The sequence below is a fragment of the Streptomyces sp. NPDC047022 genome (assembly GCF_040644155.1).
GTDB lineage: Bacteria > Actinomycetota > Actinomycetes > Streptomycetales > Streptomycetaceae > Streptomyces.
Genome location: NZ_JBEYVV010000051.1, coordinates 18,412 through 27,393, shown reverse-complemented (window position 1 = coordinate 27,393; position 8,982 = coordinate 18,412). Strand labels below are relative to the sequence as shown.

Annotated in this window: 10 protein-coding genes; 3 read left to right on the top strand and 7 right to left on the bottom strand. The window is 69.0% G+C overall.

Annotation, left to right across the window (positions count from 1 at the left end; translation table 11 throughout):
* Positions 1-243: 243 nt before the first annotated feature.
* From ABZ845_RS30225 to ABZ845_RS30200, 6 genes are all read right to left on the bottom strand, one after another.
* A complete protein-coding gene (locus ABZ845_RS30225) occupies positions 244-378 on the bottom strand; it encodes a hypothetical protein (protein ID WP_360986108.1) in 135 nt (44 codons plus the stop codon).
* 42 nt (positions 379-420) lie between these two features.
* Positions 421-633, bottom strand: coding sequence for a hypothetical protein (locus tag ABZ845_RS30220; protein WP_360986105.1), 213 nt, complete (start codon positions 631-633; stop codon positions 421-423).
* Complete coding sequence (locus ABZ845_RS30215) at positions 630-1,337, bottom strand: hypothetical protein (RefSeq protein WP_360986102.1); 708 nt, start codon at positions 1,335-1,337, stop codon at positions 630-632. Before ABZ845_RS30215 ends, ABZ845_RS30220 begins: the two co-directional genes overlap by 4 nt.
* Before the next feature lie 670 nt (positions 1,338-2,007).
* Positions 2,008-2,304: a WXG100 family type VII secretion target gene (locus tag ABZ845_RS30210; protein ID WP_360986099.1), complete on the bottom strand. Its 297-nt coding sequence runs from the start codon at positions 2,302-2,304 to the stop codon at positions 2,008-2,010.
* Positions 2,305-3,151: 847 nt separating this feature from the next.
* Positions 3,152-4,483, bottom strand: a complete 1,332-nt coding sequence (locus ABZ845_RS30205) for a M4 family metallopeptidase (protein WP_360986096.1) — start codon at positions 4,481-4,483, stop codon at positions 3,152-3,154.
* A 282-nt stretch (positions 4,484-4,765) separates the two neighbouring features.
* The gene (locus ABZ845_RS30200; RefSeq protein ID WP_360986093.1) at positions 4,766-5,518 is read right to left on the bottom strand and encodes a helix-turn-helix domain-containing protein; all 753 of its coding nucleotides are present in this window, start codon (positions 5,516-5,518) and stop codon (positions 4,766-4,768) included.
* A gap of 242 nt (positions 5,519-5,760) precedes the next feature.
* Here ABZ845_RS30200 and ABZ845_RS30195 point away from each other — a divergent pair, with 242 nt between their 5' ends.
* The 3 genes from ABZ845_RS30195 to ABZ845_RS30185 are packed head-to-tail and all read left to right on the top strand — an operon-like array spanning position 5,761 to position 8,216.
* A complete protein-coding gene (locus tag ABZ845_RS30195) occupies positions 5,761-6,429 on the top strand; it encodes a DUF4097 family beta strand repeat-containing protein (protein WP_360986117.1) in 669 nt (222 codons plus the stop codon).
* Positions 6,430-6,465: 36 nt separating this feature from the next.
* Entirely contained in the window at positions 6,466-7,428 is a 963-nt protein-coding gene (locus tag ABZ845_RS30190; protein ID WP_360986090.1) for an ATP-binding cassette domain-containing protein, read from the top strand.
* Entirely contained in the window at positions 7,425-8,216 is a 792-nt protein-coding gene (locus ABZ845_RS30185; RefSeq protein ID WP_360986087.1) for an ABC transporter permease, read from the top strand. Before ABZ845_RS30190 ends, ABZ845_RS30185 begins: the two co-directional genes overlap by 4 nt.
* Before the next feature lie 119 nt (positions 8,217-8,335).
* On the opposite strand, the gene ABZ845_RS30180 is transcribed toward ABZ845_RS30185, so the two are convergent.
* Positions 8,336-8,797: a nuclear transport factor 2 family protein gene (locus ABZ845_RS30180; protein ID WP_360986084.1), complete on the bottom strand. Its 462-nt coding sequence runs from the start codon at positions 8,795-8,797 to the stop codon at positions 8,336-8,338.
* Positions 8,798-8,982 lie beyond the last annotated feature (185 nt).

Below are 8,982 nucleotides of genomic sequence, written 5' to 3'. Positions count from 1 at the left end.
ACAACCAGCGCCAAGTCGACTGGCACTTCACCACCGACGACGCACGCGTGAAACTGCGCCACCTCTACCCAACCACACAGCAAAATTAAGCCGCGACAATCTACTAGTGACTAGTGGGTGCCCCTGATTTGTTCCTGGACCGGTGATGGCCTCCAGCACCTTCAGCCAGGTCGGCTCCGTCACAGCGTCCGGCTCCTTCTTCCGCCTGGTGTTCCTGACGTGCGTTCTGTCCCTGGCGGGTCGTCAGTCGTGGTGTGGCTGCTGTTTCCTGGGCGCGCCGTGGCCGGCGTCGCGCTTGCCGGACACCGTGTTCGACTGCTGATCGGTGACGTAGGCGTTGGGCGCGGGGGTGGCCGCCCGCGCCGGGACGGCAGCCAATCGGCCGACCGTCAGACCAGCCCTCACCGTACGGTCCGGGGACTACATCAGGTGGACCTCCACGCTGAAGCCCGGCGCCAGCACCTGGTTCAGGTGTTCGGCGTGGACGCCCAGTGCCTGCTGTGCGTCCGTGTCCTCGGCGGTCAGCGTCAGCAGCACATAGTCCTCGGCGTCCGTCGTCTCGTCACCGCAGATGCAGCAGCGCAACCGCTGGGACACGCGCAGCGGCTCCGGGCCGCCGTCCACAGCACTCATGACCACTTCCCACTCTCGATCTTGTTCTGGACATACCGCTCGGTGGCGTCCTTGAGCACCGTGGTCGGCCCCCCGCTGGGGTTGGCCGGGTCGCGGACGACGACATCGTACGTACCGTTGCCGTTGTCCAGGACGCGCACCATCTGGCCGTCCTCCTGGATGTACAGATCGCCGTTCTGCCACACGTGGTCGACGTCCACCCCGCGCTGGCCCACCCGGTTCGCGCCGTGCACGTCCCGGCCGCCGGTGCCGCCGCCCTGCGGCTCCTCCGGCGGCGGTTCGCCGCCGCCCGTCGGGGGCTTGCCGCCCCCACCGCCTCCTCCGCGGCCCCCGCCGCCGCTGCGCGCCTCGGTGGTGGCCATCTCGCGGTCCAGCGCCTGACTGACTTCGGTCGTCTCGGCGTCAACCGCCTCGACCTCGGGCACGTCCTCGGCGGCGGAGGCGAGTACCGTCTCCAACTCCGCGACGCCCTCGGCGGCGTAGTCGGCCATCGCGGCGTCCAGAATGCCGTCGACCGAGGCGAACAGCGCCGCTGCTTCGCCCGCGTCCAGGGCCACGGCTCCGGCGTCGGAGCCGCCGAGGGTGAAGAGCGTCCCGAGCACGCCGACCGCGGTGGTGAGGCCGATCGCGATGCCCGCCTCGCTGACCTTGTGCTCGAACTCGCTGTGCGCCTGGTCGATGGCGTGGGCGAACTTCTCGCACACCGGGGCAGCTTGGTGCACGCCAGATGCGCGGTGGAAAGCGGCGCCATGCCGCCCGGGTCGGAGCTGTGCCAGATCTTGCCCCAGAAGCCGGCCATCGCGATGATCGCGCCGCTGCTGTTGACGTCGGTGATGGCCTGCACCTGAAGGTGCAGGCTCGTCCCCAGGCTGTTGATGTCGGTCGCCGCGGCGCGGAAGGCGGTCGCGGCGTTGCGCAGCTTGTCCTGGTGGCCGTCGGCCCAGTACTTGTCGATCGGCGGCGGCCAGTGATTGCTGCCACCTCCGACCGCCGACGGCGGCTCGGGGTACATGACGTCGTCGATGACCATCGGCCACGGGAAGAGCTTCGGGGCGCCCTTGCCCGCCCGGGGGTTGGAGTGGTGGTCGGCCTTGAGGTAATTGTTCGCCGTGCGCACCAGCCCGTCCGCGGACTGGCCGATTGCCCGCACCGCCGCGGACAGCGTCCGGAACAGTGCCTTGACCGCCGGGTCGTAGCTCTTGGCGAACTGCTTGCCGTACTTGTCGTCGCCGGCCATGCCGGCCGCCGTCCGCAGTGCGTTGCCGAGGGCGTCGGCGATGCCGTCGAGCCGAGTCTGGCCACCGGCGAAGGTCGTCGCCGCCTCGTTCAGGTCCGACGGCGTGACGTCGATCGGGCCGGTCGGCTCGTCCGAGCTCACCGGCCGCCCCAGATCTGCCGGTTCGCCTTCTCCGTGGCGTGGTAGTTGCCGTGCGCGGTGTGCGTCACGTGGTGCATGTCCCGCAGCATGCCGTGCAGGTCGGCCGATGCCTCCCGCCACCGGGCGAAGACCACGCCGAAGCGCTCGCGCGCCGCGCCTTCCCAGGACTTCTCGAAGCGCTTCATGCCCGCGTCCAGCTTCGTCAGCAGGTCTTCCAGGTCGTCGCCATGCCCGGCCAGCGCACCCGACAGTTCCGACAGCGCCGCCAGTTCCACCGTCAGACGTGATGTCATCGCTCGTGCCTCCCCGTTCCGGCGGCCCCTACCGCCTGTAGTGCCGTGGATCGCGCGTACCGGCCACCGGCCCCGCGCGCACGGGGGCGGCGCCTCGTGTGTCCTACAAGTCGTCCAACCGGCTGCGCGGGGCGTCCGCGGGGGGTGCCGCCGACGGGTCGATGTGCAGCTTGCGGAAGTTGTCCAGGGTCTCCAGGTCCTGCGCGCTGAAGCCGTCCCGGCTCAGTTCGACCGCCTCCCGGACGAAGGCCAGCGTCTGCCGGACCGTACTGGTGTCGCCGGTGACCCTGCGGTGGATGCTGTGGTATTCCTCGGCGGCTTCACTGCGCCAGCACGCCTCGGCGGCGTCCCCGAGCGCCGTCAGCCGGCGCCCAGGGTCTCCAGCAGACCCTCGGCCTCGCTCATCTGACCCGCGAGGGCCGTCAGGTCCTCGGCGGTCATCTTGAGCAGCGACTCGGACATATCGCCCTCCCCCCGGTGGCCTTCTTTGCGAGCGTGACACATCAGGTGGGGCGGGAGGGACTGTCGAAGGCAAAGGTTCGGTTGTGTTCCGGCCTTGCTCTGCCGCGGAGTTGGGCGACTTCACAGAACTGGCCCGCGGCTTTCACGCCTCTGGCGACACTGGCTGCCGCGCGGCAGCGGAAGGGGCCTCCGCAGTGACGTACAACTACGACAACAGGGCCTCTTGGAGCATGAGTTGCCGGAGTCGTCCTCCGAACTGCCAAGAGGCCCTGCTCTCGTTCCCGAAGCGGTTGTGATCACTGGTGCCGCGGCAGGCAATGTTCACCCCATTGCGGCCCTGGGCCGACCCTCCGTTCGTCGATCGCCGCTCACAACCGCAAAGGCCTCACCGGGGCACGACCTCCCAGCTCATCTGACGGTTCGAGGCGTTGCCATCGGTGTCGGCCACGGTGAACGTGACCGCGAAGGTGCCCTGCTGGGTGGGCCGGCCGGTCACCACACCGGTGGTCTTGTTCAGAGTCAGCCCAGGGGGCAAGCCGGTGGCGGTGAACGTGACGCGCTGACGCTGCGGGTCGGGTGCCTGCAGCCGCAGCCGGATCTCCGCGCCGACCGTGCTGCGCTGGGTGGTGATGAACTTCAACGTCGGGACCTGCGGCGCCGGGGGTACCGGGTCACTGCCGTCGACCCCGACCGCGAGCCATGCCGCGGCGACGGTCTCGGCTTCGGTGCTCTGCTTGCCGTAGAGGTCGGCCGCGGCACTCAGGGTCGCGGCGCGAGCACCGGAGAAGTTGGAGTTGGGCACCAGGTAGCGGGTCAGCGCGCGATACCAGATCTTCCCGGCCTTGTCGTTGCCGATGCCGGTGACCGCGGGTGCTCCACCGCAGGTCGGGCTGTCCCCCCACTTGGACTTCCCGCTGCCGACGGCCAGCTGGTAGAAGAACTTGTTGCTGATCCCGGCGAGCTCGTGATTGTCCCTCTCTCCGAGACCCGGCGTCCAGCACCCCAGGGACACCCCGTCCTTGGTGGGATCGTCCATGTACCGCATGGGTTTGCCGGACACGCCCTCACCGATGGTGTAGTCCGGCCGGTCCTTGGCGTTGTTCGCCGAGAACTCCACCAGCGTGCCGAAGATGTCGCTCGTGGACTCGTTCAAGCCACCGGCCTCGCCGTGCGTGACCAGGCCCGCGGTCATGCCGGTGATTCCGTGGGTCATCTCGTGCGCCACCACGTCGAGGGTGCCCAGTGCGGCGCTGTCACCTGCCGCCGAGCCCAGGAGCATGCAGCCGCACTCCGAGTCGTACTGGCCGTAGGGTTCACCTTCGTCGGCCGGGCCCACGTCGGTGAACACCCGGGGTCCCACCCCGTCGTCGTTGATGCCGCGCCGCCCGTGCTTCTTCAGGAAGTAGTCCCAGGTCTGCGCGGCCGCGTAGTAGGCGTCCACGTCGCCGGTCTGCCGGTCGTCCTTGGTTCCGTTCCCCCAGACGTTGTCGCTGTCGGAGGACGGTCTGCCCTGGTCCCAGCCCTGGAGGTAGTCATTGGCCAGGTTGCGCACCTGTAGACCGCCGCGCTCGGGATCCACCAGCACGAAGTCACCGTCGGCGTTCCGGCTCACGCTGATCTTCACGTCACCGTTGTGGTACCCGTGCCCGAGACCGGTGCACGGAGTGGCCGCCTGGGCCATCCCGGTCGTGCCCAGGGCAGCCACCGCCGCTGCCAACGCGATTGCTTTCCATGTTTTCCTCACGGCGTGTAGGAGCGCCAGGAATTGGACGGCGTTGTTCGTTCCGGTCGTGGCTTCCCGTTCGACGCGAGCCGCTTGCGTTCGGAAGGGCAACAGCTTCTCAGCCTGTTCATTCCGGTCTGGCCCGGTCACGTTCCACGATGGCCTCGGGTCGGCTTGAGGCGCTTGTCCCGCCCATGAGCACTCCGTCGGTCCCGCGATGCACTCACCGCCCGCCTGGCCGGGCCTCGGAGTCACAAGAGGCGGACTCGCTCCCCGTCAGCGATCTGAACTGGGCTCGGGAGTGCCTCCCGAGGTCGTTTCGGGCTTCGTGTGGAGAACTTCGCGGGCCTGGTCCGCGGCGCGGGCCATGCTCTCGGAGATGAAGTCGAGGAAGCGGGCGATGTTCTCGAGGCGAGCCGCGGCCGGGGTGTCGGGGCCGAGGACGCTGACGCCCTGTCTGGCGGTTTCGGCTACTTGGATGGTGCCGCGGGCGCTGGCCATCATGGACTGGTACCAGACGTCGTCGTCGACGACGTAGCGTTCGCGGCGGCGTTCGTCGCGTTCCCGGCGGACGAGGCCCTGGCTGTCGAGGAACGCGACCGCTTTGGAGATGGACGCCGGGCTGACCTGGAGGCGCTGGACGAGTTCGGACGCGGTGAGGCTGCCCGCGTCGCTGATCACCAGGCAGGCCAGCACCCGGGCCATCATCTTGGGCGTGCCCGATTGCATGAGGACGGTGGTCAGCGTCTCCTCGTACTCACGCACGGCCTCGGCATCACGTCCGTGGGCCTGTGGGAACGCGTCGGCCCCTCGGGGCGCGGCCTGCCTGCGCCGGTGGGCCCGGTGTTCGGTGGCGCGGTGGGCGAGGTCGGCGCGATAGGCGGTGGGGCCGCCGTTGCGCATGACCTCGCGTGTGATGGTCGAGGTCGGGCGGTCGAGGCGTCTGGCGATCTCTGCGTAGGCGAGGCCGTCGGCCAGTCCCAGCGCGATCTGCTGGCGTTCCTGCTGGGTGAGCCTGCCTCCCGGCATCGCGGTCTCCTTCATGGTCCGTGGTGACTCCAATATAGCGTTCACTCTTGCTTCATTGCAACGGCGACGCATCATTGTTGCATTACCGTCGAGAGCCATTGCAACGATTTACCCGCTCTCAGCTGCATCGATACCGGTCATGCGCAACGACCGTATTGCCGGATCCATGAACGCAACGTAGCGTTTCCGAAGTCAGAAACAGCGGGCGCGAGGAGCGCGCAATGCAGGAGAAGGAGAGCACGATGCAGAAGTTCGACACCCCCGCCCCGGTCTCGGCCGTCCTCGACATCCCCGCGGGACGCATCCGGTTCATCGCCGCCGACCGGGCCGACACCACGGTCGAGATCCTGCCCGCGGACGCCTCGAAGAGCCGAGACGTGAAGGCGGCGCAGCGGACCGAGGTCAGCTACGGCGACGGCGTTCTGCGGATCGACGCCCCGGAGGCGAAGAACCGGATCCTCGGCACTTCCGGATTCATAGAGGTGAAGGTCCAACTGCCCGTCGGCTCCCGCATCGAGGCGAAAGCGGCCAGCGCCGAGTTCCGCGGCGCCGGACGGCTCGGCGACGTCATCTTCGAGGGTGCGCAGGGCACGGTCACCCTCGACGAGGCCGCGAGCGCCCGCCTCACCGTCCTCGCCGGCGATGTCTCGATCGGCCGCCTGGACGGCCCCGCGAAGATCAGCACCCAAAAGGGCGACATCCACATCACCGAGGCCGTACGCGGCACGGTCACCCTGCTCACCCAGCACGGCACGATCTCGGTCGGCGCAGCACACGGGGCCTCCGCCTCCCTGGACGCCGGCACGGCCCACGGCCGGATCCACAACGCGCTCAAGAACACCGACGGCGGCGCCGCCCTCAGCATCCACGCGACCACCGCCTACGGCGACATCACCGCCCGAAGCCTGTAAACCCGCAGCCTGCAACCTGCAAGAGGAGCACCTCTCATGACCGACTTGGCCATCGCGGCGCACGGGCTGCGCAAGTCCTACGGCGACAAGACCGTCCTCGACGGCGTCGACCTGGCCGTCCCGGAAGGAACGATCTTCTCCCTGCTCGGCCCCAACGGCGCCGGCAAGACGACCGCCGTCAAGATCCTCTCCACCCTCATCTCCCCCGACCCCGCCGGCGGCCGGATCCGGGTCGGCGGCCACGACCTCGCCACCGATCCGGGGGCCGTACGCGCCGCGATCGGCGTCACCGGACAGTTCTCCGCTGTCGACAGCCTGATCACCGGCGAGGAGAACATGCTCCTCATGGCGGACCTGCACCACCTCTCCAGGCGCGAGGGACGGCAGGCCGCGGCCGAGTTGCTGGAGCGCTTCGACCTCACCGAGGCGGCGAAGAAGCCCGCCTCCACCTACTCCGGCGGCATGAAGCGCCGCCTCGACATCGCCATGACCCTGGTCGGCAACCCGCGGATCATCTTCCTCGACGAGCCGACCACCGGCCTCGACCCGCGCTCCCGCCACAACATGTGGCAGATCATCCGTGAACTCGTCACGGGCGGCGTCACCGTCTTCCTCACCACCCAGTACCTGGAGGAGGCCGACGAACTCGCCGACCGCATCGCCGTGCTCAACGACGGCAAGATCGCCGCGCAGGGAACCGCCGAGGAGCTGAAGCGGCTCATCCCCGGCGGGCACGTCCGGCTCCGTTTCAGCGACCCTGCCGCGTACCGGAGCGCCGCCTCCACCCTGCACGAAGCCTCCCGGGACGACGAATCCCTCTCGCTGCAGGTCCCGAGCGACGGCAGCCAGCGCGAGATGCGCTCCCTCCTCGACTGGCTGGACTCGGCCGGCATCGAGGCCGACGAGCTGACCGTGCACACCCCCGACCTCGACGACGTCTTCTTCGCCCTGACCGGTGGCGCCGACATCCCCAGCCAGCCCAAGGAGACCGCCCGATGAGTTCCCTCTCCCACGCCCTGCGCGACTCCTCCACGATGCTGCGCCGCAACCTCCTGCACGCCCGGCGCTATCCGTCCCTCACGCTGAACCTGCTGCTCACCCCGATCATGCTGCTGCTGCTCTTCGTCTACATCTTCGGCGACACCATGAGCGCGGGCATCGGCGGCGGCGGTCCGGACCGCTCCAAGTACATCGCCTATATCGTCCCGGGCCTCTTGCTGATGACCATCGGCAGCACCGTGGTCGGGACCGCGGTCTCCGTCTCCAACGACATGACCGAGGGCATCATCGCCCGCTTCCGTACGATGGCGATCCATCGCGGGTCCGTGATCATCGGACACGTCATCGGCAGCGTGCTGCAGTCGATCACCAGTGTGGTCCTCGTCGGCGCCGTCGCCGTGGCCATCGGCTTCCGTTCGACCCATGCCACGGTCCTGGAGTGGCTCGCGGCGTTCGGACTGCTCGTGCTCTTCGCCATGGCGCTCACCTGGATCGCGGTGGGCATGGGCCTGATCAGCCCGAACGCCGAGGCCGCCAGCAACAACGCGATGCCCCTGATCCTGCTGCCGCTCCTGTCCAGCGCCTTCGTCCCCGTCGACGCGATGCCGGGCTGGTTCCAGCCGGTCGCCGAGTACCAGCCGTTCACGCCCGCCATCGAGACCCTGCGCGGCCTGCTTCTCGGCACCGAGATCGGCGACAACGGATGGCTCGCCGTCGCCTGGTGCCTGGGCCTCACGGTGCTCGGCTACTTCTGGTCGACCTCGAAGTTCAACAACGACCCGGAATAGCCGCCGTGACAGCGAGGGCGACCCCCGCGAGGCGTCCCATCCGAGGGCGGCGTACACCGACACCACGTCGGCGTTACGCCGCCCCGTTCGTGTGCCGGTCCGCGTCGGGGGGGGCGGCATCACCGCGCACCGACACCCAGAGGCGGCTGTCCCTTGGTCCAGATCGGCCGGACCGCGACGTGGTGGAAGCGCCAGCCGTCGTGGGTGCGGCGGAGGCCGGCCTCGAAGCGGCCGCCCACCGTGAACAGAGGGTCGGCCGAACCGCCGAGCTCCGTGAGCGTGGCGTCATGGTGGACGTGGGTCATCAGGGCGTTCCACGAGGCGGTGGCCCGCTCCGCCGCGGCATCCGCACCGGTGACGATCCCGGAGGCGATGTGCTGAGTGCGGGCGTAGCGCCCGAGCGCCTCCTCGGTCGCATGGACGGCCTCGGTTCCCTGGAACGTCCCCAACGGGGTCTCCATGCGTACGTCGTCCGTAAGGAAGTCGCGGGCCCAGTCCTCTGTGAACTTCCGTTCGTCCAGAGCCCTGAACAAGTGGTCGACGAGCATGCTGATCTCTGCGTGATCCATCTGCGTGGTCATGCGCAGAGCCTCTTGCCTCAAGTGGACTTGAGGTCAAGCCTCGTGCCGCACGGCGGTGTGCCGATGCCCCTCCTTGGGTACGCGATCGGCGCCGGTCCCTCCCCTCGTGGGGACCGGCGCCGAACGGATGGGGGGTGTCGATCCGCTCCTGAACGGTGCGGATCGCGGACGGCTCAACCCGGGGC